This window comes from Salmonella sp. FC25216 (assembly GCF_057751355.1).
This window is the reverse complement of sequence record NZ_JBDGON010000007.1, coordinates 294,690-319,328: the sequence shown is the minus strand read 5'-3', so window position 1 is coordinate 319,328 and position 24,639 is coordinate 294,690. Positions and strand designations below refer to the sequence as shown.

At 42.4% G+C, this 24,639-nt stretch carries 26 protein-coding genes, 1 tRNA gene and 4 pseudogenes; 18 read left to right on the top strand and 13 right to left on the bottom strand.

All coding sequences use genetic code 11. The annotated features are described in order from the left end of the window. Positions 1-21 precede the first annotated feature (21 nt). On the bottom strand, positions 22-285 hold the full coding sequence (locus AC3G3F_RS16345) for a HigA family addiction module antitoxin (protein ID WP_074188826.1): 264 nt from the start codon (positions 283-285) through the stop codon (positions 22-24). 953 nt (positions 286-1,238) lie between these two features. Here AC3G3F_RS16345 and AC3G3F_RS16340 point away from each other — a divergent pair. The 6 genes from AC3G3F_RS16340 to AC3G3F_RS16315 all read left to right on the top strand — a co-directional run bounded on the left by AC3G3F_RS16340 (position 1,239) and on the right by AC3G3F_RS16315 (position 4,895). After that, positions 1,239-1,520 carry a hypothetical protein gene (locus AC3G3F_RS16340; protein ID WP_077257455.1) on the top strand — a complete coding sequence of 94 codons (282 nt, stop codon included), beginning with the start codon at positions 1,239-1,241 and terminating at the stop codon, positions 1,518-1,520. 281 nt (positions 1,521-1,801) lie between these two features. Further along, a complete protein-coding gene (traJ, locus tag AC3G3F_RS16335; protein ID WP_001460377.1) occupies positions 1,802-2,155 on the top strand; it encodes a conjugal transfer transcriptional regulator TraJ in 354 nt (117 codons plus the stop codon). Positions 2,156-2,236: 81 nt separating this feature from the next. Beyond that, a complete protein-coding gene (gene trbJ, locus AC3G3F_RS16330) occupies positions 2,237-3,031 on the top strand; it encodes a P-type conjugative transfer protein TrbJ (RefSeq protein ID WP_001460378.1) in 795 nt (264 codons plus the stop codon). Positions 3,032-3,042: 11 nt separating this feature from the next. Continuing rightward, on the top strand, positions 3,043-3,216 hold the full coding sequence (locus AC3G3F_RS16325) for a hypothetical protein (protein ID WP_488395344.1): 174 nt from the start codon (positions 3,043-3,045) through the stop codon (positions 3,214-3,216). A 2-nt stretch (positions 3,217-3,218) separates the two neighbouring features. Further along, positions 3,219-4,613 (top strand): P-type conjugative transfer protein TrbL, encoded by a 1,395-nt coding sequence (gene trbL / locus AC3G3F_RS16320; RefSeq protein WP_159192295.1) that lies wholly within the window; start codon positions 3,219-3,221, stop codon positions 4,611-4,613. A 69-nt stretch (positions 4,614-4,682) separates the two neighbouring features. Then, positions 4,683-4,895: a hypothetical protein gene (locus tag AC3G3F_RS16315; protein ID WP_001460380.1), complete on the top strand. Its 213-nt coding sequence runs from the start codon at positions 4,683-4,685 to the stop codon at positions 4,893-4,895. Positions 4,896-4,916: 21 nt separating this feature from the next. Here the strand turns inward: AC3G3F_RS16315 and AC3G3F_RS16310 are convergent, their stop codons facing one another. The 3 genes from AC3G3F_RS16310 to AC3G3F_RS16300 are packed head-to-tail and all read right to left on the bottom strand — an operon-like array spanning position 4,917 to position 7,104. Next, the gene (locus AC3G3F_RS16310) at positions 4,917-5,144 is read right to left on the bottom strand and encodes an antitoxin VbhA family protein (protein WP_063809048.1); all 228 of its coding nucleotides are present in this window, start codon (positions 5,142-5,144) and stop codon (positions 4,917-4,919) included. Further along, complete coding sequence (locus AC3G3F_RS16305; RefSeq protein WP_063809049.1) at positions 5,131-6,021, bottom strand: hypothetical protein; 891 nt, start codon at positions 6,019-6,021, stop codon at positions 5,131-5,133. The genes AC3G3F_RS16310 and AC3G3F_RS16305 overlap by 14 nt, the downstream gene beginning before the upstream one ends. Before the next feature lie 9 nt (positions 6,022-6,030). Then, on the bottom strand, positions 6,031-7,104 hold the full coding sequence (locus tag AC3G3F_RS16300) for a site-specific integrase (RefSeq protein ID WP_001396517.1): 1,074 nt from the start codon (positions 7,102-7,104) through the stop codon (positions 6,031-6,033). Between the two features lie 25 nt (positions 7,105-7,129). On the opposite strand from AC3G3F_RS16300, the gene AC3G3F_RS16295 reads away from it, so the two are divergent. The 5 genes and pseudogenes from AC3G3F_RS16295 (at position 7,130) to AC3G3F_RS16275 (ending at position 11,868) form a co-directional block, all read left to right on the top strand. Beyond that, a tRNA-Ser gene (locus AC3G3F_RS16295) sits at positions 7,130-7,241 on the top strand. Positions 7,242-7,404: 163 nt separating this feature from the next. Beyond that, positions 7,405-8,586 (top strand): tyrosine-type recombinase/integrase, encoded by a 1,182-nt coding sequence (locus AC3G3F_RS16290; RefSeq protein WP_001130496.1) that lies wholly within the window; start codon positions 7,405-7,407, stop codon positions 8,584-8,586. 392 nt (positions 8,587-8,978) lie between these two features. Then, positions 8,979-9,597, top strand: a pseudogene (locus AC3G3F_RS16285) (ABC-three component system protein). Further along, on the top strand, positions 9,597-10,055 hold the full coding sequence (locus tag AC3G3F_RS16280) for an ABC-three component system middle component 2 (RefSeq protein WP_000251689.1): 459 nt from the start codon (positions 9,597-9,599) through the stop codon (positions 10,053-10,055). The pseudogene AC3G3F_RS16285 and the gene AC3G3F_RS16280 overlap by 1 nt, the downstream one beginning before the upstream one ends. Beyond that, positions 10,048-11,868, top strand: coding sequence for a hypothetical protein (locus tag AC3G3F_RS16275; RefSeq protein WP_223152479.1), 1,821 nt, complete (start codon positions 10,048-10,050; stop codon positions 11,866-11,868). Before AC3G3F_RS16280 ends, AC3G3F_RS16275 begins: the two co-directional genes overlap by 8 nt. Before the next feature lie 409 nt (positions 11,869-12,277). Here AC3G3F_RS16275 and AC3G3F_RS16270 read toward each other — a convergent pair whose 3' ends face one another. Genes AC3G3F_RS16270 through AC3G3F_RS16260 form a run of 3 tightly spaced genes read right to left on the bottom strand, consistent with a single transcriptional unit; the run spans position 12,278 to position 13,856 of the window. Beyond that, the gene (locus tag AC3G3F_RS16270) at positions 12,278-12,550 is read right to left on the bottom strand and encodes an ogr/Delta-like zinc finger family protein (protein ID WP_021294172.1); all 273 of its coding nucleotides are present in this window, start codon (positions 12,548-12,550) and stop codon (positions 12,278-12,280) included. Between the two features lie 5 nt (positions 12,551-12,555). After that, the gene (locus tag AC3G3F_RS16265; protein WP_488395343.1) at positions 12,556-13,107 is read right to left on the bottom strand and encodes a phage polarity suppression protein; all 552 of its coding nucleotides are present in this window, start codon (positions 13,105-13,107) and stop codon (positions 12,556-12,558) included. Next, positions 13,104-13,856 (bottom strand): phage polarity suppression protein, encoded by a 753-nt coding sequence (locus AC3G3F_RS16260; RefSeq protein ID WP_488395342.1) that lies wholly within the window; start codon positions 13,854-13,856, stop codon positions 13,104-13,106. Before AC3G3F_RS16260 ends, AC3G3F_RS16265 begins: the two co-directional genes overlap by 4 nt. A gap of 917 nt (positions 13,857-14,773) precedes the next feature. Here AC3G3F_RS16260 and AC3G3F_RS16255 point away from each other — a divergent pair. Genes AC3G3F_RS16255 through AC3G3F_RS16235 form a run of 5 tightly spaced genes read left to right on the top strand, consistent with a single transcriptional unit; the run spans position 14,774 to position 18,476 of the window. Continuing rightward, positions 14,774-15,034: a helix-turn-helix transcriptional regulator gene (locus tag AC3G3F_RS16255; protein ID WP_001244581.1), complete on the top strand. Its 261-nt coding sequence runs from the start codon at positions 14,774-14,776 to the stop codon at positions 15,032-15,034. Further along, positions 15,031-15,588: a host cell division inhibitor Icd-like protein gene (locus AC3G3F_RS16250; protein ID WP_488395341.1), complete on the top strand. Its 558-nt coding sequence runs from the start codon at positions 15,031-15,033 to the stop codon at positions 15,586-15,588. The genes AC3G3F_RS16255 and AC3G3F_RS16250 overlap by 4 nt, the downstream gene beginning before the upstream one ends. Continuing rightward, positions 15,585-15,806 (top strand): hypothetical protein, encoded by a 222-nt coding sequence (locus tag AC3G3F_RS16245; protein WP_001071227.1) that lies wholly within the window; start codon positions 15,585-15,587, stop codon positions 15,804-15,806. The genes AC3G3F_RS16250 and AC3G3F_RS16245 overlap by 4 nt, the downstream gene beginning before the upstream one ends. Continuing rightward, positions 15,806-16,129, top strand: coding sequence for a DUF5375 family protein (locus tag AC3G3F_RS16240; protein WP_000562750.1), 324 nt, complete (start codon positions 15,806-15,808; stop codon positions 16,127-16,129). Before AC3G3F_RS16245 ends, AC3G3F_RS16240 begins: the two co-directional genes overlap by 1 nt. Positions 16,130-16,142: 13 nt before the next feature. Next, the gene (locus tag AC3G3F_RS16235; protein WP_114050523.1) at positions 16,143-18,476 is read left to right on the top strand and encodes a primase-helicase zinc-binding domain-containing protein; all 2,334 of its coding nucleotides are present in this window, start codon (positions 16,143-16,145) and stop codon (positions 18,474-18,476) included. Between the two features lie 132 nt (positions 18,477-18,608). Here the strand turns inward: AC3G3F_RS16235 and AC3G3F_RS16230 are convergent, their stop codons facing one another. Together AC3G3F_RS16230 and AC3G3F_RS16225 are read right to left on the bottom strand one after the other, a co-directional pair. Beyond that, the gene (locus AC3G3F_RS16230; RefSeq protein ID WP_039514466.1) at positions 18,609-19,565 is read right to left on the bottom strand and encodes a hypothetical protein; all 957 of its coding nucleotides are present in this window, start codon (positions 19,563-19,565) and stop codon (positions 18,609-18,611) included. Positions 19,566-20,128: 563 nt separating this feature from the next. Continuing rightward, positions 20,129-20,329, bottom strand: a pseudogene (locus AC3G3F_RS16225) (tyrosine-type recombinase/integrase); the annotation flags it as partial. A 48-nt stretch (positions 20,330-20,377) separates the two neighbouring features. Between AC3G3F_RS16225 and AC3G3F_RS16220 the strand changes: the two are divergent. Further along, positions 20,378-21,512: pseudogene (locus AC3G3F_RS16220) on the top strand (IS3 family transposase). A 27-nt stretch (positions 21,513-21,539) separates the two neighbouring features. On the opposite strand, the pseudogene AC3G3F_RS16215 reads toward AC3G3F_RS16220, so the two are convergent. After that, positions 21,540-21,998, bottom strand: a pseudogene (locus AC3G3F_RS16215) (IS3 family transposase); the annotation flags it as partial. Between the two features lie 309 nt (positions 21,999-22,307). On the opposite strand from AC3G3F_RS16215, the gene AC3G3F_RS16210 reads away from it, so the two are divergent. Continuing rightward, the gene (locus AC3G3F_RS16210; RefSeq protein WP_079814220.1) at positions 22,308-23,273 is read left to right on the top strand and encodes a sugar-binding transcriptional regulator; all 966 of its coding nucleotides are present in this window, start codon (positions 22,308-22,310) and stop codon (positions 23,271-23,273) included. A 30-nt stretch (positions 23,274-23,303) separates the two neighbouring features. Here AC3G3F_RS16210 and hxlB read toward each other — a convergent pair whose 3' ends face one another. From hxlB to AC3G3F_RS16195, 3 genes are read right to left on the bottom strand one after another with little or no spacing between them, the layout of a single operon-like run. Then, positions 23,304-23,825 (bottom strand): 6-phospho-3-hexuloisomerase, encoded by a 522-nt coding sequence (gene hxlB, locus AC3G3F_RS16205; RefSeq protein ID WP_079814229.1) that lies wholly within the window; start codon positions 23,823-23,825, stop codon positions 23,304-23,306. Positions 23,826-23,881: 56 nt separating this feature from the next. Then, positions 23,882-24,340, bottom strand: a complete 459-nt coding sequence (locus AC3G3F_RS16200) for a PTS sugar transporter subunit IIA (protein WP_079814230.1) — start codon at positions 24,338-24,340, stop codon at positions 23,882-23,884. Between the two features lie 7 nt (positions 24,341-24,347). After that, positions 24,348-24,632 carry a PTS sugar transporter subunit IIB gene (locus AC3G3F_RS16195; RefSeq protein ID WP_000723161.1) on the bottom strand — a complete coding sequence of 95 codons (285 nt, stop codon included), beginning with the start codon at positions 24,630-24,632 and terminating at the stop codon, positions 24,348-24,350. Between the last annotated feature and the right edge of the window lie 7 nt (positions 24,633-24,639).

Genomic DNA, 24,639 nt, shown 5'->3' with positions numbered 1-24,639 from the left:
TGCGCATGATTTCTATTCTCATCAAAGAATATTTTTACGCTGCATCCAATTATTATAGTTATTATGTAGGTTCCACCAAAAATAAACATCTGTATTAAAAATAACTGAAAGAGATAAACACTCTTTCTCTGTTATTGAAGACTCATTCTGTAAGATATCAATCATTCTTTTGTAGGAAATATCCATTTTAATAGATAATTCATACGCTGATATTCCTAATGGCTTTAAAAATTCAAATAACAGCATTTCTCCTACGGTCGTTGGTGCAGCACTTTTCGTCTTCACATCAGTCGCCTTTTTGAAAATATACACTAATCTTATCACCAGCAAAGATACCACAACAATGTTCTAACTTGCATTTATCTGAAGATAGAATTTTTCGCCTAATGTAGGATGCCCCCTCCGTTCAGAGCTTCACATATTCAAGCCTAGCCTTACCAGTCGGGTTTAGTTTCCCTACCTTCCCGGCTTTACTGTCAGTAGTGTTCCTATGCCTAAACATACCTCACCATTTATCATCCCTTTCTATCTGGGATCAATATTTATACTTCATTAATACTCAGCAAAGTTTAAATTTGTTTAGCTAAACCAATCATCGAGGATGATTAACTAAAGGTTTTTACTTCCTGATTTCGATATATCCGTTGTTAATGATGGTTCTTTCATGATTAATGTAGCCCACAAAGGTTAGCTAACCTTTGTGGATAACTATTACTAAAATCCATAATTTTACATTTTGTTTCATTTTATTTATTGCTATATAGTTTAGCTAAACAATTTATATTTACTATGTATAAGCTGTGTGTTTATCCACAGATTCTGTTAATAATATTGTGCATAACCTGTTCCTTTATTTTCTATATTATTGACATATGAGGTAGGGTTTATTGACATTTGAAGTAGAGTTTCATGACATATGAGGTACGGTACTAATAAAAAATTATCATAATAAACAATTAAATGTATCTCTTTTCCACACCCTTCTAACCAGATCTTTAACCCTATATATAACCAAAAAGATTAAAAGAATTATTAAAACCTTAGCGTCGTTTAAAAAACGTCCAAAAAAACAAATTTCCTACAGAATAAAAACCCACTGAATAAAAACTCTGTTGACATAACTATTTTTGCCAGTAAGTTTTAATTATTCTCAATTCATAACGTTGGTTTGCAAATTTTAGCCGCTAAAATTTTAGCCGCTAAAATCCTCTAATTTTTACTGAGAGATAGGTTCTTCGATGAAATCAGTTATGCCAGAACTTATAACCGTTGAAGAGTTGGCTTTTGCGTTAAAGAAAACCGTAAAAAGTATACGCAGTGATGCAACGCGAAATCCAAAATGTCTGCCACCAAGGTGCCGTCTTCCAGGTAATAAACGCCTTCTCTGGCGTAGAGAAGATGTCAAGGACTGGATAGATAAATCCGTTGAGTCAAAGAAAGAGAATGATGATATATCGAAAGAGATACATAAGTCTCAAAGGAAACGTGGCAGACCACCAAAGCTCAAGCCGCAAGAATAAAAATATTCCTTGGGGTATTGAAATAATTTTCCTTCCAATAAACACATAGGCTGCACACTTTTACACTAATAATCCTGCACAAATGCTTTAGGAAAACACACTGAGTACACAGGAATACACAATACATACACAGATTCACAACGGCAAATGTAGGGCAGGACATGTAAAGTAGGCCCACCGTAAACGGTGCTTCTACTTTACCTTCTCTTATTCGCAGCTGGGCTGCTCAACGGAGTCCTGCTCTGCGAGGCTGATCGGCTACCGCCTGTATGGAGAATGATATGACCGTTTCTCAGACTAGAAAAAATAGTACACCAATTAAAGTTTATTGTTTGCCAGATGAAAAAGCGCAAATCCAGGAAAATGCAGAAGCATCTGGCTTAAGTGTAGCGAGCTTCATTCGTAAAGTAGCAATGGGTTATCAGGTTGAGTCTATTGTAGATATTGAACAGGTTGTAGAGCTTAGCCGAGTAAATGCTGATCTTGGTCGACTTGGTGGGTTACTTAAACTGTGGTTAGCTAACGATCCACGCACAGTTGATTTTTCACCCTCATTGATCAAAACGTTGCTTGCTAAAATAGAATCAACCAGACAAGAACTAAGAAATATTATGGATAGAATCTTGGACAAATAAATTTATGGTTTCCTAAATATCTGTATCAGTTAAAAGTACGAGTTTTCAATATCAATAATCAGTTAAAATTGAGGTGGGCAAATGAAGTTAATGCTCCGAGTATTTTCATCACCGAGAGGGATTTTAGCAGCTAAAAAATCATTAGCAGCTTCCTTCCTGGCGTCCATCATGGCATTACCGGCGACAGCCGGTATCCCTGTAATCGATGGTACTAATGTGGTGCAGACCACAATCAGCGCAGTCAACAACGTTCAGGCTGTGGCTAAACAGATCCAGCAGTACCAAACGCAGCTGCAGCAGTATGAAAACATGCTGAAAAATACAGTCGCACCTGCGGCATATATCTGGGATCAGGCCAATTCGACCATCAACAAATTGTTGCAGGCGCAGGACACCCTTAATTACTACAAAAATCAAGCCGGAAGTCTTGATTCATATCTGAAACGTTATCAGGACGTGAATTACTACCGCTCATCACCGTGTTTTAACAGTAATGTTGAATGTACTACGGATGAAATTAGCGCACTGCGTAAAGCTGAGCAGAACAGTTCTGAGGCACGTAAAAAGGCCAATGACGCCGTGTTTAAGGCTCTCGACGAACAGCAGGAAACACTGCAAAGCGATGCTGATAACCTTGCAGATTTGCAAACTCAGGCAACCAGCGCACAAGGGCAAATGGAAGCTATTCAGGCCGCTAACCAGCTTGCCAGTGCTCAAACGAACCAGTTGCTGCAAATCCGCTCGCTTCTGGTATCCCAACAAAACGCTGCAGCAACACTGGCACAGGCTCAGGCCGATAAAGAGGCCCAACAAATAGTAGCTGATGAAAAAGCGTTAGCTGGCAAGAACACACCAAGCCCGAAGCGAATTTGGTGAGGGATAGCTGAATGAAAGATAAACTTTTGGTCATTTTTATTCTAATCATTCCATTGATTCTATGCTCTTGCGATAAAAAATATGAAGATTGTTTATCGACGCCAGAGAATAAATTGAACGAACATAACTATGATAAATGTGCCCTGCGCAGTAATAACAATCCTAGCCCTAAGCGAGAATGGTAATTATGAGAATAGTAAGCAAACTCACTTTTTTGGGAATGATTTTTTTGTTTTCTGTAAATGCTTATGCTGGTCAATTAGATAGTAGCGGATTACTTGATACGTTATTAGATAGGTTTCAGCAAGTAGCCAGCACATGGTCATTAGTAATTGGTGATTATGCAAATTGGCTCTTCTGGGGGCTGGTATTAATAAGTATGGTTTGGACATTTGGTATGTTGGCGATGCAAGGGGAAGGTTTAACCAGTGCACTTGCAGAGATAGTTCGTTTTTTTGCCGTGATTGGTTTTTTTTATTATCTTTTAATCAACGGCCCAGCCATATCACAATCTATAATTAACTCAATGAGACAACTTGCAGCAAATGCTTTAGGAACAAGTACTGGTATTTCACCCTCCAGCATAGTTGATATGGCTTTTGTGATATTAACAAAGGTCAGTTCAGCAGCATCAATTTGGTCTCCAATGATTTCGACCATTATGATAACCGTCGCGATAATAGTATTAGTAGTAATGGCACTTATCGCGATAAATATGCTAATAATGTTAGTTTCTGCATGGGTGTTGTGTTATGCAGGAGTTATTTTGCTTGGGTTTGGTGGCTCAAAATGGACTTCTGATATAGCAATAAATTACTTACGCACAGTATTATCGATTGGTGTTCAGTTATTTACGATGACATTAATTATTGGGATTGGGCAATCATTTATAGATCAGTATTTTTCTATTATTAAAAATGATATTCCTGATCTTAATAGTCTTATTGTTTTACTTCTGGCGTCAATTATTCTTTTAGTATTGACGAATAAATTACCGTTGTTGTTATCAGGCGTTGTAGGAGGAGCGTCCTTACAAGGGATCGGTGGTTTTGGAGCAGGTATGATTACTGGCGCTGCTACTACTGCAATCAGTGGCGCTGGGGCAATGGCAATGAGCGCTACAGCTCAAGTCAGTGGTGGTGCTTCCGCTCTAAAAGCAGCATTTGAATCTGCACAAGCGGCGATGGCCGAAGAATCTGGTTCTGGTGATAGAGGTGGTTCAGGTGGAGGATTTGGCGGCGGGGAAGATACCGGTTCCGTAGATACTTCTGGAGGACAACCATCAGGCGGTTCCGGTGGTTCTTCTGCAGGGAGCAATGCAGGTAGCTTCAGCGGAGGAAGCCAAGGGTTTGCTTCATCATTCTCACGAGCTGGCCGCATGGCTTCTCACATGGCGAGCGGACTGTCTAATGGAGCTGCGGAGTATCAGATGATGAAGGGAAGTACTAATTCTATCCGAACACAACAGACCGTTGGTGGGGAAATAGCGAATCAAATACGTAAACACACAGCCGATCGTCAGAGTAACCACGAACAGGATGAGTTTGAGGGTGATAGTTTAACTGGCAGTAAAAAATCTTGATTTAGGCGCGTCAGTTAGCGCGGTAACGTTAACTGACGCTTCCACTAAACACCTGTAAGGAGGTGGATAATGGCTGATTATAATAGCTTTGTTTTGGAAGGAATAAAAATTATTTTTGCCGATAACAACAAGGAGTTTATTAAAGAGATTTGTGAACCATTGATAAATATTCTATGTATCGAAGAGTATTATTCTGCTACCGGAATTTATAATTATGATGATGCTGATGTGCAAACTGAGTTACTTAAAAATGCATTAAGGGACTATAAAATAGCTCACTAGTGAGAAGAGGCTAACTAAATGTTAGCCTTTTTTATTTTGATTTTTAGATTGTTCAATGTGATAATTTAATACTTCTCTCTTTGCCTCTTCATAGGTTAGCTCTCCATTGATTACCTTACTTTTTATTTCATTAAAAAATGAGGAGCCTTTGGGATCTTTACTTGATAAAAAAAGACTGGCTTCAGCTCTCCGAAAAGCTTCTTTCCTTGCTTCTATAGAAAATGAATTAGCAGGGTTATTTTTGTTCATAAGTTGAAGTGCCTTTATTATTTATATTCGAGATATTTTTATCTACAAGAGTTAGTCTTAACTCCGAGAATTTATTTCCTGATATTTTATAACACTGATTTTCATTTTTTTCAATATAAAGAGATTTGCTTTCTGAGCTACCACATGTCGTAGATGTTCTTGCATCGAGAAAAATAAACTTTTCTTGAAATCTTTCAATGTATTTCATTGCTGTCATGCTAATAATAAAAAGAGCAACTGACACAGCAAAAAGGGATAAGCCTGATACTAAACGATTAAAATTAAATTTCCTTTTAATAACTAATGAACTAGCTAAATTGACCATGTTATAGGGGACCATAATTATAAGTCCTATTAATATTATTTTTTCAGGAAGATTGTTCACCTGTATATGATGTTGAGCCAAGCTTCCAATATATACTGAAATCATAGAGGATATTACTATTTTTGCTGGGGATACATCTCGCAAAAATATGTATATATAGACTGTAATTGCACAAATCATTGCCCCTATTGGAAATGAGAGCATGAAAGCATAAGCTAATGTCGAGTAATTAAGGTTTTCTGGGACTATACCATAAGCTATGTCAAGCTTAAACTTTGCGATCCATAAGCATACGGAATATGTAAAGCCAGTTACGCCCCATTTAACTACTGCATTATTAAATACTTTATTTAATAAATCACGATATCCTATGTATACACTGGTTAATAAAGCTATAGATGATAGGAAAATTGGAGCGGCAATGTATATATTTTCTAGCCATAATGGGTTTTCTACAATCAAGTATCCAAAAGGTATTAAGTATATTATAGCCAATAGTTGAGGGTTGTTTAATTTTGGTGATGCATCAACTAACTTATTTTTATAATCCATACAACGTCCTTATTTCAACTTTAACGCCAAATCTTCAGCTTTTGGATGATAATACCGCATTAGCATTCTTGGATCTTTATGTCCTGTAATTTTGGTTAGTTCATGCATAGGGAAAATTTCAGCAAGTCGAGAAGTTGCTTCATGTCGAAGGTCATGAAATCTTAAATCTTTAAGGAAAGATTCATCACATAATGAGTTTGTTTTCTCGTATCGTTCTCTGGCTCGTTTTACAGCTCGGTCAAAAGCTCGGGTAATCGCGTCTGCACGCATATCAAAAACCTTATCAGCAGCTGGCTTAGAATGTTCCTTGAGACTGGACAGTATCGTAATGGCTTTCGTTGATAAAGGGACATCGCGGGCATTACCATTCTTAGTATCCGGCAGATGTGCAACTCGCCGATCAAGGTCGATAAAGCGCCATCGAAGCTCTGCGATTTCGCTACGGCGCATGGCTGTCTCTAACGCCAGAAGAATGATTGCTGGCAATACTAATGAATGTGTTGCGGCGATGATATGTTCGATCTCGTTGGCTATTTGCTTTCCTGACGTAACACCGGTTTTCTCAGAAACTACAGGCAGCGCTTCCAGGCGTCTGGTCCTGGAGTTCTTGGGTTGGGGTTTGCGAATGGCCTCTACGGGGTTCAGCAGGCTCTCCATGCCCCATTCTTTCCGCGAAACATTGAATACATGAGAAAGTAAGGCCAAACGCCTTAAAACGGTTGCAGGAGCATAGATTTTCAACCATTCATCTCTCAGCTTGGCGACATCGGCACTCCTGATGCTGGCCATATAGTTTTTCGCCAGCTGAGTGCCTTTTAGTATCCGCACCAATGATCGGTCTTGCACTGCCCCTTTTTTGTCGGGAACAATCTCTTTTTCATATCGCGTTAGGGCTTCATACAATGTCGTAGATTCCGCTTCGCTGCGGCTAAGCCAAACTCCTCTCGCCATTTCTGACTCGATCATTTTGGCCCAAGCTTCTGCTTCTACTTTGGTGTTAAAGGTTTTGGTTTGAGAGGGAAAACCACGTTTACGGATTTGAGCTTCCCATTGGTAGTTACCACGTTTGCGTATAGTCGCCATTTCTGTCTGATTCCTAACGAACTGTGGCAATATTGTGGCAAAAAATCCATTTAAATTCGATAGGTATTGATTTTACAAGATCAATTTACGCATTCGTAATGCGAAGGTCGTAGGTTCGACTCCTATTATCGGCACCATTTCAACGTCCCAAAACGTCCGTATTCATCCATAAATACCCTGATTTATAAAGACCTTACTGATTTTAAGTCCCTCGGCGTCCGTAACCATCCAGTAGAATCCGATACAGAATGTGTATAGGATTGTGTATATGTTCCTGTTCGGTCCTGGATTCCTATACACATGCCTTTAAACGATATGCAGATTCGCCGCGCTAAGCCTGAAGCTAAAGCCTATACACTTGGAGATGGGCTAGGGTTGTCATTGCTTATAGAACCTAATGGAAGCAAGAGTTGGCGGTTCCGCTATCGCTATGCCGGCAAACCCAAAATGATCTCGCTTGGTGTTTACCCAACGATCACCCTTGCCGATGCTCGTTCCCGTCGTGATGAAGCTCGAAAACTTGTGGCAGAAGGAAAGAACCCTAGTGAGGTTCGAAAAGAGCAAAAGCTAGCTATGCAAACAGAGTCAGAGAACGCCTTCGAAAAGATAGCCAGAGAGTGGCATCAACTTAAATCTGCTAAATGGTCGGCGGGATATGCATCAGACATCATGGAAGCGTTTAAGAACGACATTTTTCCTTATGTCGGAACAAGGCCTGTGGGAGAGATTAAACCGCTAGAGCTGCTGAACGTTCTGCGTAAAATTGAGAAACGTGGTGCGTTGGAGAAAATGCGCAAAGTGCGGCAGCGTTGCTCCGAAGTGTTTCGCTACGCAATTGCAACGGGTAGGGCGGAGTACAATCCTGCGGCTGATCTCTCCAGCGCTCTCGAAGTACACCAATCCAATCATTTCCCATTCCTAAAAGCTGATGAGATACCTGATTTTCTACGTGCCTTAGAGGGTTACTCCGGGAGTAAGCTTGTCCAGATAGCCACGAAATTACTGATGATTACGGGTGTGAGAACCATCGAATTACGCGCGGCATTATGGCAAGAATTTGATCTGGATAACGCTATTTGGGAAATTCCTGCTGAAAGGATGAAAATGCGTAGGCCACATCTTGTGCCCTTATCATCTCAAGCGGTAGATTTACTCAATGAACTCAAGATCATGACAGGGAACTATCGTTATGTTTTTCCAGGGCGGAACGATCCGAATAGGCCAATGAGCGAAGCGAGTATAAATCAAGCCATTAAGCGTATTGGGTATGGAGGAAAAGTCACTGGACATGGTTTTCGTCATACCCTTTCTACAATCCTGCATGAGCAAGGTTTTGAGAGTGCTTGGATTGAAATCCAGTTGGCTCATGTAGATAAAAATTCTATTAGGGGGACTTATAACCATGCTCAATATTTTAGTGGAAGGAAGTCTATGATGGACTGGTACAGTAATTTGATATTTGAAAGACTAAAAAGGAGTTAATTTGTGTCTCAACCACTTTCGGAAATATTGACATGGGATGATGAACAATGGGAGGTATTTGTCCATGATTGGCTTATTGTCTGTAAATCAGATGATTACCCGTGGAGCGAACGTTTGGGAGGAGCTGGAGATAAAGGTAGAGACGTTGTTGGATATAAATCGGATCCTAACGTAGAAGGTTATTCTTGGGATAATTATCAATGCAAACTGTACAAAAAAAGTTTAGGGTTCTCTGATGTTGTAGTTGAGTTTGGAAAACTTATCTATTTTACTCTGAATGGTGATTATCCCATCCCTCAGAAGTACTTTTTTGTGGCACCCTATGATTTATCTACTACATTTTCTAATTTATTGAAAAATAAAAACGAGCTTAAAAAAGCAGTCCTTGATTCATGGGATTCAGCAATTTCAAAAAAAATAACTAAAAAGATTGATATTCCATTAGATGATGAAATAAAAAAATATATTGAGGATTTTGATTTTAGTATTTTTTACTCTCTACCCTTATCATTGATTTTAAATGATATTGCAAATACACACCTTTATTTTAAGTACTTTAACGAGCTGTATGTCGTGAGAATCCCTCCAAATGAAATTCCAACATACAATTCAAAAAAAGAGTCTGTATATGTTAATGCACTGCTTCAAGCCTATTCAGAGCATGGAAATAAAACTTATAGTTCTTTCTTAGAGCTTGATGATCCATACAGACGACACTTTAATAATAGTAGAAATGATTTTTATTTTGCATCTTCGCTTGAGGTTTTTGTCCGCGAAGTATTTAAAGATGATGTATTCAAAGCATTGAAATGTTACATTTCATCTTCAATTGAACCCGTCTTTTATGAAGACCATAATTATGCATTTATTAGGTGTAATGCAGTCTTGAAGCAGGCTGTTCTGACACCAATTGCACATTCAGTACTATCAAAAATATGTGAAGCAAATGATAAAAAAGGAATATGCCATCATTTGGTTAATGATGGTGAAGTAATTTGGACGGTGAGATAATGGTTAGAATTTATAATTCAAGTTTAGAAGTGGCATGTCGAATAGCGAAAGTGCTCGTCGCTATTTATCCTTCTTCATTAAGCCTTGAACGGCTTATTTGTTTTGATTTTATTTTAGTAAATCTTAAGGATTTTTTACCTGAAGAGATTAGTCTTCATCCTCCAATACCCCGTAGAGATGCTCAGTTAGCCCTAAAACGAGAGATTGTTTTAGAATCATTGGCTTTGTTGCAAGGCTATGAACTAGCCTCAAAAATTTATACACATCGTGGTTTTGTATATAAAGCTTCTGAAAAAACATATGCATTTACAAATTCTCTACATAATGAATATGTTGCGCAGATGGAGCATAATATAAATTTGGTGGTTAAGTTATATAGTGATATTCCTGATGAGCAGTTGCAATCAATTATAAAAAATAAAATTGGCAAATATGATATGGAATTTAATTATGAATGACAATTTTTTTACGTTCAGAAAAATAAAGGTAACCGGATTCAATAAATTAGATGCTATAATTGAATTTGGTTCTAAATTGACTATTTTATATGGTGGTTCTGACTCTGGAAAAACATACATATATTATTTGATTCGATATTTATTAGGGAGTGAAAAACTAAAAAATAAAGATATCGATCATGCTCAAGGTTATGATTTAGCCTATCTGGAATTTAATTTTCAAGGTAGGGTAATGACAATTGAGAGGTCTCTTCAGGATAGCGCCCATTACAGATTATATGATTCGAGCATTGAAAATGTTAGTGAAGCTAATCTGTTGATGGTTTTTTCCAAAAGTGCTTCGTCTAAAAAGAGTTTTTCATCATACTTTTATGGTAGGTTGAATTTCAAAGAGGCTAAAGTAAGAACAAACTTAAGTAATACTCTTCATAAATTTAATCTTAATAATGTTTTTGAATTTTTTTGTATTGATGAATTAAGAGTGTTAACTGAGAAGTCGTTAATTCTTTCTGATATTCCTAGCGAGGAGACAAAAAGAAAGTCTGAATTTAAATTCCTTTTAACTCAGAGAGATGATACTAACTCCTTAGCAGAAAAACCAAATAAAAAAGCAAGATATTTTTTAAAAAATCAAATTGCAAATATTTATGAGGAATTGAAAGCGCAATTAATTTATCCTGAATATGATCAAGTCATTGTTTCAAGAGAACTTGAGAAAGTAGAGCAAGATATTGAATCATCGAAAGATATATTGAAAGGTATTGTTGATGCACTTGATGATAAGAAGCAATTATTAAAAGAGTTAAGTGATGAATTATATTCAATCAGTGACAGGGAAAAATACTTATCATTACTCATTGAAAGATTTAGTCTTCTTAAAGACCAATACTTTATAGATCTACAAAGAATAGATGTTGTATCACAGGCGAATTTCTATTTAAATAATTTTGCAGATATTTATTGTGAGTTCTGTAATACACCGCAAAAAAAAGAAAATGAAATATCATATGATGATTATTTTTTGTCGTGTAATGCAGAAAAATTGAAAATCAAAAGCCAGCTGAAAGGATTAATTGAATCAATCGAATCTAATGTTCGCGAACATGAATTAATTATGTTAAGAAAAAATGATGTTAATGAAATTTATCAAGCAGAAAAAAGTGATTTTAAGACGTTAGAAGATAAAAAATATAAAACAATACATTCATCTCTTGAATCACTTTATGAATATAAAGACAATCTTTTAATGGATCACACAAAACATAGCATTCTATCCTCATTACAAGATAAAGAAGATGATGTTGACGAACTTAAATACTCCGCCGAGGACTTTGACTCCTTAACAGTAGCTGATTTGTATGATATAGAAATAGCGATGCAAGACTTTTTGAATGATATAAATTTTGATAATTCTAAAGATAACAAAGTGCGATTTGACGAAGATACATATGACTTTAATATCAATGGGAAACGCCGAGGAATGTTTGGTAAAGGTACCCGTGCAGTAATGCATGCTATATTTACCATTTGCTTTGCGGAATTTTTATCAAGAAAAGGGAATCCATTCATTGGATTTGTTGTGCTTGATAGTCCATTAGTGACGCACTTTGATAAAGATAGAGGGGTTTCTCTATCGGATGTTAATAGCGTCAGTCTCAGTGATTCATTTTATCACGCATTAATCAAAAGGGACTATAATTTCCAGATTGTAATTCTTGAGAATAAAGGTCCGACGTTCCAAATAAAAATTAATGATGCAAATAAAATCCATAACTTAAATAAGAATGGAAGCTCTGGTTTTTATCCTGTTTAATACATTAAAAATATAACTGCTAATTGGGGTGCTCGAAATTATATTTCGTTTCGAGCGCTCAGTTCATTTCTAAATAATTTGCAAAATTATTTTGGGTACTTTCGCCTCTACACTTCCTTCGGGTGGTTCCACAATAATGGATCTCACCGGCGTTTGATATTTTATAATCTAACCCCTTAGCGCGCGCAGCCCCCCACGCCTGCCCGCTTCGCTTAACAGACTGGTTTTCATGCATTCCGCAAATCGTCTCAGAAGCCACCACACAAGGGCTTTCGCGTCAAAAATGGTGCATGAGAATCATGCGTTTTCATGCGCTATAGACATGCACTCATGCGCTCTCAGGCCAGCCAGGGAAAAGGCGTAAAAAATCCCAGTACTGGACCGGGATTACGTGGGCGTTTTTTGCTAATCAGACAGGAATTTGCTGACGGCTTGACAGCTTTGACGCGGAGCCATAGCGATTGAGAGTTTGCTGTTGTTTTTCCGGCATTTGTGCTTTCTCTGATTCCTGTTCATTGCGCCGGGGCTTCATGATTATCGTATCCACACTTTCCAGTGCGGTAAATGTGCAGGAACATTCAAGATTCTGGCACTGATACCATGAGCGTTTAACCGATGGTGCTTCATAGGCGGAGGTTCTGGCGTGTGCCGTCGTACCGCATTCGGGACATTTAAGTGCCATTAATATTACTCCTGCATGCCGTTAATGTAATCCAGACGTTGCTGAAAGCGCAGTTGTTGTGCAGGGGGGTAAGAGCTCTGGCAATCACGAACCATCATGGGGTCAGGCATCACACCGGATTCATCCAGAATCTTACGATAATCCCCGGCAATTTCAGGCGGTGTTATTGCCAGCTGGCGAACCAGAGCATTGCGTAATATACGGGACGCAACGTCAACCCCTCCGCGCCCCTTCAGGAACGGAGCCAGTGCAGATGTCAGGGCTGCTCCATTCGCCTGCATAAAATTGCTGAGAGCGTCTTCTGTGCAGGCCTCCATCAGTTGATGCTGCGAGTAAATGCATTCGCGCGCAGCACAGTTAATTTGCCATTTCAGCACATCCAGATGTTCCCGCTGTAATTCGAGCTGTCGAGCATAATCTGCTGGTTTTTCCATGGCAGTGAGGAGAGATTCTATCTGTTGTTCAACGGCTTTTCGGCTCTCACTATGTCCAGCCCACAGAATACGGGCATTTCTAAAACTGATAAGCGCTTGGTCTGGAGTGACTCGGGCCATCATACTGCTTTCTCCTTCTCAGCACGTTCCTGACGAACCTTCATTTTATGCATAGCTGCTGGAGAGAGTTTATTACTGAAATCCAGACGGGCCGCATAATCCGGGGCAACTCCCGCCAGTTTAAACACGGGGTCCTGTTCGGGCATCGCATCGTTAGTCAGAGCCGGTCTGGTGATATGTTTATGAATAAAATCTTTCAGCAGTGTGTCCGGGTCATTAACTGAATGCACCACACCGACAACTGCGCTGGCTTCCCTGCCCATTGTTGATTTGAGCAGGCTTAGTGTCTGGATTAGTGCTTTTCCATGCGACTGCATAAAATCTTCCCAGATTTGTTTTGCGCGAATACCCACAAGGGTGTCGTGCGCGTGGATATACTTTCCGGCTAATTCCGCAGCCTCCTGCGGCAAAAGTGCATTTTCGCTTTCCTGAGCCGCCAGCAGCTCATCAAAATCCTCAAGCGTTTCTCGTCCCAGCACAATTTCCGTGCGCAGTTTTTTCATTTCCTTTGAGACTACGCCCTGACTTTCACGAAATAGCGTGCGCCACTCCTCATTCAGGGCGTTCGTCGTGGCTTCCATTTCAGCGCGGCGCTGGCGGATTGTCGCAATATTATCCGCTGCCGCTTTTTGCTGACGACGTGCTTCAAGCCATGCAGATTTGGTGGCATTCACTTTCTCAAGCGCCTGTTGCGTCGAAGCAGGGATAGAAATTTCAACGATCGGGTTATTGTTCTGTTCTGGGATTGTCATGTCAGCACCTAGTGGTTTGTCGTGGTGTCAATTGTGCTGTGATGCATACAAAGCTGCCATTGAACGCCATTGTGCGAGCGACAAGACAAAGACCTCTTTTGGCTAGCCAGAAAAGGCCTCGTTTAACTAAGGCTGTTTCAGACTTACCTTAACTATTCACTACTATTCACTTAGGTAAAAAAATAGGTAATACAGAAGGTTATAAGGTGAAGGGTTGGCATGGCAGTATTCATCGACTGTTCATAACTGTTCACATGGGAATAAAATTATTTATGGTATTTTTTCATAATGGGTGGTTTTTTTATTCCTCGTAGCTATTTGTTTTTTGCTCCTCACCACTATTCACCCTTATTCAGGAGTATTCAACAGGCACATAAATAGACTGCATGTTTTTGCCGGGGAATAACATTTTCGCCTCTGGCCATGGTGTTGCATTTCATACTGATTTTTATAAAACTAGATCTGTCCGGTTCTTTATGGATTCATTCGGATATATTTTACGATTTAAGGTGATGTTATTTAATATCAAGGTTTTTATGCAGGCCCAATGTTTATAAGTTGGATGCGATTCAAAAATATGCCCGGAAATTGGGGCCTGCAATGCAAGGCCTCGTGTAGAAGTTGTACTGCCTTGCTGTATTGGCGGTGGGGTTAGCACTATCAGGTGCAATGACCCATAGGATAGTAAACCCTGGGTGAATGGTAGTTCCTATTAATGCTCCTGTATTTATAGTCCGCAGGCATGGTGTTTATTATGTCATTTTATATGGTTTAATCGGGCTTTAAATTCCATAAAATCAATATGTGACGCTAAATAAAAAATGCGTGCGCAGGTGGTTTATATACACATAATAAGGAACTACCTGAACCCGGATAAATTCATCCGGACTGTTGTGGAAATTAAAGAGGGTAGATAAATGCGTAATATTTCTGTGTCTGCGCCAGCTCCTGCTGCGCCATTATTTCCTGTATCGAACCATCATGAGCGATTTTTACGCCTGCCTGAGGTGATGCACTTATGCGGGTTGTCCCGTTCGACCGTTTACGACCTGATCAGCCGCGATGCGTTTCCGAAGCAGATCCCGCTTGGCGGTAAAAATGTCGCCTGGGCACAGTCTGAGGTCAGCGCATGGATGGCGGACCGCATCAGCGCCCGTGGGCGGGGATGTGATGCATGATGATACCTGCATACATTAAATACCTTTATTCTGGCTTGCTTACTGTCGTCATTTCCAGGTATAGTTTTTCCGCTGTCGCAAAATCGGCAGCCGGAATTGGCGTTCCGTATAACTTATTGGCGACAATTGACGCCCCTTGCGTCTTTTTTTACGTCGTAGCTCAGGCACAACCATTTTCAGGGCTGTGGTGTTTATGCTTACACCATGGTTCTATCGAGATAATGGTAGTCCGGGCGGGGCAGCCTTCGGGCTGGCCGGTTTCCAATAAGGCCGGTTACGCCAACCCCGTTCGGGCTGCCACCAGTGAAATTGGCGTTTCCGGTGGTAGCAATAACCGCTACTTATTGGAGGCTGCCATCATGGCTACAATCCTCACCCCGTCACACCCGCAATATGTCTTTGTGTTTGCCGCAATCCGCCGTGCTGACACTCAACCCCGCATCTGTATGCTTCGCACTGTCTCCTGCGATGAGCGTTCCGCGCGCCGTTTGCTAGTCCGAGATTATGTGTTCTCCCTTTCTGCACGGCTGCCTGCCGGGGAGGTGACGCTATGAACCAGTTTGAGATTTCCTACGACGATGTTGTAAGGCTGAAACATTTACGCAATGTGGGTGAGTATGTAACTGGCATGGCAGCCCTGCAGGACTGTTATGAAAAGCCAGCAGGTGCCCAATGCGAACAACTGGTTTCCCTCATTTATCTGATGACAGAGCAACTGGATGGAGTGGTGCAACGCTGCCATGACGACCTGATGAATGCGGAGGTGGCCTGATGATATGCTGTGAATCTCTTCTGGCACTTCGTGCCGCTCTGTATCGCCGTGCCGTTGCCTGTGCCTGGCTGGCTCTAAGCAATCATCAGGAACGTTATTCCGGCCTGACGCTCGCTGAACTTGAAGATGCCATAGCCCGCGAGCTGGAAGGGTTCTATCTGCGCCAGCATGGGCAGCAAAGAGGACTGGAAATTGCCTGCGCGTTGCTTTCGGATCTGATGGAGTCGGGGCCGCTTAAAGCCTGTCCGGTTCTCTCACTGCTCGGAATGACGGTCATGGATGAACTTTGTTCCCGTCACCTCAACAAACCAGCGCTGCACTAAGGAGGGCCGCACAATGTCAGGAATGAAAGTTAGCCAGGCTGAGAAAGCAGCTCGGGGTCACTGGTCAAGAATTTTACCTGCGCTGGGCGTAAATGTACTGAAAAATCGGCACCAGCCCTGCCCGGTCTGTGCCGGGAAAGACCGCTTTCGATTTGATGACCAGGAAGGGCGGGGAACGTGGTTCTGTAACCAGTGCGGGGCAGGTGATGGCCTGGCGCTTGTAAGTAAAGTACTGGATGTAGGCATTAGTGAAGCGGCAGACAGAATAAACGGCATTACCGGAAACCTGCTGCCAGTATCTCAGGGAATGCTTGAATCTGGTACTCCTGAAAAAGAGGACGGGAGAAAAGCTGCAGCAGTGCTGGCTGCCCGTTTGTTTGATAAGTCCCGCCAGACCACTGGCAATGCCTATCTGACGAGTAAAGGGTTTCCTGCACTGCCTTGCCGGGAATTAACCGCCATGCATAAAGTCGGTGGTGTGGCATTTCGCGCGGGAGATCTTGTCGTTCCATTGTATGCAGATGGAGAGCTGGTAAATCTGCAGTTAATCAACGCTAATGGGGGCAAATGCTTCCTTAAAGGCGGTCAGGTTAAGAATGCCTTTTACCTGGTTGAAGGTACTGCCAAAGCAGCCAAACGGCTCTGGATAGCGGAAGGATATGCCACCGCACTTACTATCAACTATCTGACTGGCGATGCTGTCATGGTGGCCTTTTCGTCCGTCAATTTCCTTTCCCTGGCGAGCATTGCCTGCAGTGAGTACCCAACGCACCAGATAATTATTGCTGCTGACCGCGATCTCAACGGTGCGGGGCAAACAAGGGGCGCAGCTGTTACCGGGGCCTGCAATTGCACAATGGCGCTCCCGCCTGTGTTTGGTGACTGGAACGATGCATTCACGCAAAACGGCGAAGAAGCCACCCGGCATGCAATTCATGAAGTAATAAAACCAGCTGTTGCCAGCCCCTTCGACACAATGAGCGAAGCTGAATTTACCGCGTTGAGCGTCAGCGAAAAAGCGCAGAGGGTAGTGGATCACTATAAAAATTCACTGGCAGTAGACCCGAACGGGCAACTCCTTTCACGCTATGAGGCGGGGGCCTGGAAAGTTATCTATTACGCCGATTTTGCCCGTGATGTCGCTGCGCTGTTTCAGCGCCTCGACGCACCTTTTTCATCCGCGAAAATTGCGTCTCTCGTGGAAACCCTCAAACTGATCGTTCCGCAACAGCAGAATCCGGCGCGGCAACTTATCGGATTTCGCAACGGTGTGCTCGATACCCGGACAGGATTGTTCAGCCCGCACGATAAGAAGCACTGGTTACGTACGCTGTGCGAGGTGGATTACACGCAGCCCGTTGACGGTGAGTCACTGGAAACCCATGCCCCGGCATTCTGGCGCTGGCTGGATCGTGCCGCAGGTTTTAATCCTGAAAAACGGGACATTATTCTGGCTGCATTGTTTATGGTGCTGGCTAACCGTTATGACTGGCAGCTGTTTCTGGAGGTCACTGGCCCTGGCGGAAGTGGAAAGAGTATTCTTGCTGAAATAGCAACCATGCTGGCGGGTGAAGATAACGCGACCTCGGCAACCATTGAAATGCTTGAGTCGCCAAGAGAACGAGCTGCGTTAATAGGTTTTTCACTGATTCGACTTCCCGACCAGGAAAAGTGGAGCGGTGACGGGGCCGGACTAAAAGCCATCACTGGCGGCGATGCGGTATCCGTTGATCCCAAATATCAGAACGCCTATTCAACCCACATCCCGGCGGTCATCCTGGCTGTGAACAATAATCCGATGCGCTTCACTGATCGTAGTGGTGGAGTTTCACGCCGAAGGGTGATCCTGCATTTCCCCGACCAGATAGCCCCGGAGGAACGCGATACCCAGCTCAAAGAGAAAATTGCCAGTGAGCTAGCGGTGATTGTTCGCCAGCTTATGCAGCGTTTCAGCGACCCAATGAGTGCCAGGACATTGCTTCAGTCACAGCAGAACTCCGATGAAGCGCTCACCATCAAACGTGATGCTGATTCAGCTTTTGATTTTTGCGGCTACCTTGAGGTCCTACCTGACACCACGGGCATGTTTATGGGGAACGCTAATATTGTTCCACGTCAGCCTCGAACTTACCTCTACCATGCCTATCTGGTCTACATGGAGGCTAACGGCTATAAAAATACGCTCAGTCTGACCATGTTTGGCAAGGGGCTACCGTTAATGCTCAAGGAATATGGGCTGCAGTATGAGAAACGACGGACCAATCAAGGAATGCAGACTAATCTGGCCCTAAGAGAGGAAAGCAATGCTGACTGGTTGCCAAAATGCGATGAGTTTGCAGCGAAATAACTGACCTAAGACCGGCTGTGCCGGTCTTAAATCCGCTACAGGAAATTATCTCAAAATATATATCGATAAAATTTAAAAGTTATATGCTAAGGCGACAGCGGAAAATGCATCTAACTCATTGTTAGATGATGTTTATTTTTGAATTGATTTAAACATCCCATCGAGTTGTAATTTATTTATGTCGGTTTTTTTTATGGCTTTAATTAAGTTTTCAATAACTTCCAAAGAAAAAATTACATCTTTCTTTTCAATTCTAACCCCCCCGTGGTGGCTGCAAGCATTAAGGATGTCCTTTGTAATTTCAACATTATTTTTCATTAATGGTTCATAGTCCAGAGCCTCAATAACAGAAACTAAACTACCTAGCATTTGCTCTTGGTATTGAACGTTGTTTAAATGCATTATACGAATATTAACAAGCATGAGAATATATTCTAAATATCTCCTGGCAGTATTTCCTTTCTCTTGTAAAGAATCACGATCATATTCCTCAATACTCATGACTTCATTATGTAAAGAGGCTATTTTGTGCTCTGCTAATGAAATATTTATCGCATCCATGAGGTTTCGTGAGAAGCCTGTAGATGTAACATGACCATTTGCGGGCCTTGTTAAAATACATGTAGTATAGCAATTTATATTTGGGGTCTGGATTGTCTCATTTACTCTTTTAACCGTTCTATAAACGTCTACCATATAAGAACCTGAGTTTTCAAATGAACATGAAGAGCATTTTGTATTATATATTCTATTTAGAGATAACTGATTGTGATAGTATCCCTTTAAGAAAGCATATATAGTGTCATTAAACTCGACAAACACAACGGACTCAATATATATATGGAATTTATCATTGGGGTGCCACTCTAATTCAAGTCTTCTTGTAGAGTCATCAAAGGAAAAGTTTGAAATAAAGTCCCAGTTACCTAAATCTATAAAATCAACGATATTTCTACCTGCACCATGGATATTTTTATTTATTAAAGTTGTGATTGAGTTTTTTATAATGTCCCAATCATGAATTTCATGATCGAATTTATTATTGATGGTTTCTTTTATTTGATTGGAAAAGTTTGAATAACTAGTCACTTGTTAGCCTCAAAATTAATAATGAGTATTAAAATTTAATTGATATTTTCTATAAAATGTAGCGATGCAATTTTATTGCAACGAAATGATTTTTACAACATACCATTATCGCTAAACAAAATCGCACCCATCAAATCAACTTACGTTACAATCACTACAAAGCGATTGCATTTAAATTCAAAACAGTCTTCTGTTGGGCGCATTTTTTGTTGTACTGGACTAAAGAGAAAAAATGGGGTAAGGAACAAATACCTTCCGTGCTCAAAAATTAGGTTTTTATGCACTTATTAATCAGTCAAGGTGAACAGTAAAGTGTTCACTTCTTATCAATCGTTAATTTCATATCTTTTTGAATATTAATGAAAAAAAATACAATGAGTAGTATGAACAGTTTTCCCCCAAAAAAAGTTTTTTCTGCCTTGAGAATACGCGGAAAGCGAACGCCTTCACCAATGTGTATAGGGGTGTGTGTAGTTTAAATCTTCTATTTTAATTTATGTATTAAAATCATTGTGTTGGGGGCGATTATTGGTTCCTATTATCGCACCATCTAAATCAAATGCTTACGTATTATTCGTACCTTCCTTATTTTTACTGTGGGACATATTTGGGACAGAAGTACCAAAAATAGAGTTAATTTGTCGAGCGTGTTCAGTCAGGTGATTTGGTGCCAGATGAGCATATCGGCGAACCATTTCGATAGACTCCCAGCCACCCATTTCCTGCAATACAGAAATCGGAACGCCAGCCTGAACAAGCCAACTTGGACGGGCCCCACCCCGGTAGACGATCCTGCCCTATAGTTTGAGCATATGGGCACACCACGATTTACACCTGAATTTAAGGAAGAAGCCGTCCGTCAGATAACGGAACGCGGTTATTCCGTTGCTGAAGTATCCGACCATTTTGGCGTTTCTGCGCACAACCTCTACAAGTGGCTACGGGCTATCAAGCCTGATAACAGCGAGCAGCATGCTCGGGATTTACTGGAAGCCAAAAGCGAGATCCTGAAACTACGGGCGCAGCTAAAACGCACCGAAGAAGAACGGGATATCCTGAAAAAGGCCGCGCGGTACTTTGCAAGGGAGCCCGACAGAAGTACCGCTTTATCAACGAGCACCGCACTGTATGGGGTGTGATGACGATGTGTCGGGTACTGAATGTCGCCCGGGCTGGGTTCTATGCGTGGCTGCACAACCCGGTCTCGGCACGTGATAAAGATAACCAGCGTTTGCTGATGCTTATCCGTGACTCATATTCACTGAGCGGATGCGTATATGGTTACCGGCGGGTTCATGGCGACCTGAACGAAATCGGTGAAACCTGCGGTAAAAAACGGGGGGGCGTATCATGCAACTGAACCGGATCAAAGCCGTACGCGGCTATAAAGCGCCACGTCGTATCGCCGGCCGACCTTCAGTGGTAGCTCCTCATCGCGTACAGCGGCAGTTTACTGTTGTCCGGGACACTCAGATCTGGGACACAGACATCACTTACATCCGCACCTGGCAGGGTTGGTTGTATCTGGCGGTGGTTATCGATCTCTTCGCCCGTAACGTGGTCGGCTGGTCGATGAAGCCCACTCTCTCACGTGAACTGGCACTCGACACGCTGATGATGGCCGTCTGGCGTCGAAAACCTGACGGCGAGGTCATCGTACACTCGGACCAGGGCAGCCAGTACGGCAGCAACGACTGGCAACGGTTCTGTCGGGTCAATAACCTGGCACCGAGCATGAGCCGGCGTGGCAACTGCTGGGATAATGCGGTGGCCGAATCGTTCTTCAGTTCGCTGAAAAAAGAACGGATCAGAAAACGTATCTATAAAACCCGGGATCTGGCCCGGGCCGATATCTTCGATTACATTGAAGTCTTCTACAACCGGGCCCGGCGCCACAGTCACCTTGGCGGCGTCAGTCCGGAGGCCTTCGAACAGGCCTCGTCGTGAGGACAGAAACTGTCTACCGGAGCGTGGTCACTCCATTTTCCAGTATCGGTTTTCCGATTCGTTTGGGGGTAACCCACCGTTATAGTCATGCGGCTTTAGCGAGCTGTAATACCCGACGATATAGTCTGTGATCGCATGAGCTGCTTCGCTAAAGTTTATATAGCCTGTCACTGGCACCCACTCGTTTTTCAGACTTCTGAAGAAGCGTTCCATCGGGCTGTTATCCCAGCAGTTTCCGCGTCGGCTCATACTTTGCCTGATCCGGTAACGCCACAATAACTGCCGGAACTGCCTGCTTATGTAGTGGCTACCCTGGACGCTGTGGAACATCACTCCCGCTGGTTTACCTCGGGTTTCCCACGCCATTTCCAGCGCATTGATGGTTAGCTTGCTGTCCGGTGAGAATGACATTGCCCAGCCTATCAGTTTCCTGGCGAACAAATCGAGAACAACGGCGAGGTAAGCCCAGCGCCTGCCTGTCCAGATATCACCTCTGTTCAGGTGGCCAAATTCAGTAAACCACTACATTTGCTATGGAAGATGGCGAGAAAGTCGTTGATTGCAGGACAAAGAGTGAAGTAAACATGAGGGGGAGGCTTCATTTTACGTTCTTAGTGCTGAGGCTTCTCTGCGATCTTACTCCCGCATTGGCGGGTCGTTTTGCATCACAAAATTCGAAATTCCCTCCTGTACAGCTATCTGATGAGCAATTAAAAGTGTACTCTTTTGAGTATTACATCTGAGCGGATAGCTCAACAAATTTGTGATGCCTCCTGTTACATATGGATAACCGCTATGCCAAAAGAGAACAAAAACCCGAAGCTGCGCAACTGCGATCCTCGTTTTATCTACTCTCTTGTTGTTAAGCGTTACTTCTCTGAGATGAAGACGAAGGTAGAAATTGCAGAGGAGCTCGGTCTGTCTCGATTCAAAGTTGCACGCCTGATTGATGAAGCCATTGCACAAGAGTATGTAAAATTTACCTTCCCTAAACAGCAGGCTCTTGATGAGGAAATAGCGCAAAATCTCTGTAAGAAATACAGATTGCAGGATGCAGTTGTGCTTTCCGTTTCCGAGTCCTGGTCTTCTCAAGAACAATTAAACGTCAAGCTGGGAGGGATAACGGCGACCTACTTGAGTGAGAACCTCAAAGAGGGTATGAAGTTTGGTCTGGCCTGGGGGCGGGTTCTTTCAAGTACGGTGAGTCAACTGACGACATTACCTGTTCTGGATGTGGTTCAGCTTTCTGGCGTTCATCCTGGCATTGAATTTAGTCAGGGACCGATTGATCTAATACACAAAGTTGCCGCAATTTCCCACGGAAGAGCTCACCCGATGTATGTACCCATGTGGGTGGATGACGAAAGTTTAGCCCAGAAACTCGCTGACGATCAGGCTGTTCAGGATACGCAAAAATTTTACTCAAATATGGATGTCGTTATTACGGGCATTGGGGCCTGGAAAACGGGCTCTTCCAGTCTGTGCGATATATTCCCTGAAGCGTGGCGTGAGGCTTTAATAAGCCAGGACATTACTGCTGATGTATGCGTAACACTGGTAAATAGCAAAGGGGAAATTCTGGATAGTCCGCTGAACCGCCTGGGTTTCGGCATTACGACAGATCAATTACGCGCCACAAAGAAACTGATTGGTGTGGCTGGAGGGGACGAAAAATATGAAGGTATCGTTGCCTCTCTCAAATCAGGTCTTCTGAATGTGCTGATTACTGATTTTGATACGGCTATTAAACTTCTGGATTAATAGCCGCTAGCGCTTTACGCCTCGGCGGTATTATTCAATATCGGCGTGGCGTTCCTTCATCGTCTGACTGGTTTCATTAAGATTGGCCATTAATGACAGCACAATACTGTCATAGGTCAGCAGAGAAGCCTGTTCAAAAAGAGAGCCCATTGGTTGGGCGCTGTGACCTGCCGGGATGATGAGTACGTAATCCGCCAGGGTCGCCAGAGTTGAATCTGGTGTGGTAGTGATGAGCGCGATAAACACGCCATTATTCTTTGCCATTTTCACCTGGTTGATCAGGCGTTGGGTTTCTCCGGAGCCTGAACCAACGATCAACAGGTCGTTTTTGCGAGAATGTGGAGAACTGATTTCCCCTACCACACTGACGGACAGGCCAAGGTGCATCATCCGGTTGGCAAAAGCGTTTATCATTTGCCCTGAGCGTCCGGCACCGGCAAGAAATACATGACCGGCTGTGATAATAGAATCAACGAGTGAGTTAAATTCTTTCTCATCGATTTTATCCACAAGCGAAGATAACTCGTTTAAAACGAGGGAGTAATTTTTCATGATGGTCATTCTTTTTTTTAAAAAAAGGCAGATATCCCCTATCTGCCTTTTGTTTATCAGGACGCTACAAGCATCTCTTCGACATATTTCCCGACTTCGTGCGTTTTGAGATTACGGCACGACTCGATGAACGAAATATCCTGGAAGAGCGTAAAGAGGCGACGCAGCACAGACATATGCTGATCGCTAGTTGCGAATGCGAGATTAAACATAATGCTGCATTCAACTGTGAGGTCAGCATCTTCCATCTGACCAAACACGACTCCTTTATCAAAACGCACAATGCTTATGCTGTTGGTTTTTACCAGCGTATAGTCTGCATGCGGGATGGCAATGCCCTGACCGTTTGCCATCAATAAACCAGTTGGATAAGTCTTCTCACGCTCCAGACAGGCCTGAATATACTCGGGAGTGATATAGCCTTTTTCCAAAAGCTTCTGGCCTGCAAACTCAATTGCTGCATGCCAGTCAGCGATCGCACCCTCGACGTCATTTACCACAATCTCAAGTTTCATCATTTACCTACTTAAGCATTTCTTCTTTAACGGCATCAAAAATCTCATCTTCGCCCAGACCCGTTAACAGGCCCGCTCCCACAATCACACGAGTAGTGATGCCTGGGTTATCCAGCTTGGTTGAAGAAACAATCAGGTCATAGCTGTTAAACGTGTCCGTGGTGCAGGCCATCAATGAGGATTTATCTACCTGCGCTTCGATATTCTGTTCTTTCAGGTAGTCCTGCAGGACAGAAACCATAATGGAAGAAGAGGCAATACCGTTTCCGCATACAACTAAAATCTTTTTCATTTTCAAT